The following is a 274-nucleotide window of genomic DNA, read 5'->3' on the forward strand; positions in this document are numbered from 1 at the left end:
GTGTAAAACAGCTGAACAGAAAATAACGCTAAGCAATAGCTAGCAAAGAACTTTTTTAACCATACTTTATTAATTTAAAACGACGACTATGACTACTTCAATATCTGATAGCACGATTCAACATTATCTAGATACCCAAGGGCTTATTTGCCCTGAGCCAGTGATGATGCTGCATCGAACCATCCGTAAGGCTGATGCGGGCGAGGTGATTGAGATCCTCGCCACTGATCCAGCCACCACTCGCGATATTCCTAATTTTTGCCGTCATTTAGGG

1 protein-coding gene is annotated in these 274 nt (G+C 42.3%); it reads left to right on the plus strand.

Annotated elements, in window-relative coordinates:
- Positions 1-88: 88 nt before the first annotated feature.
- On the plus strand, positions 89-274 hold a 186-nt coding region (gene tusA, locus AAEY97_RS21260), incomplete at its 3' end, for a sulfurtransferase TusA (RefSeq protein WP_502959479.1).

This window comes from Shewanella sp. TB7-MNA-CIBAN-0143 (genome assembly GCF_040310065.1).
Classification (GTDB): Bacteria; Pseudomonadota; Gammaproteobacteria; order Enterobacterales; family Shewanellaceae; genus Shewanella.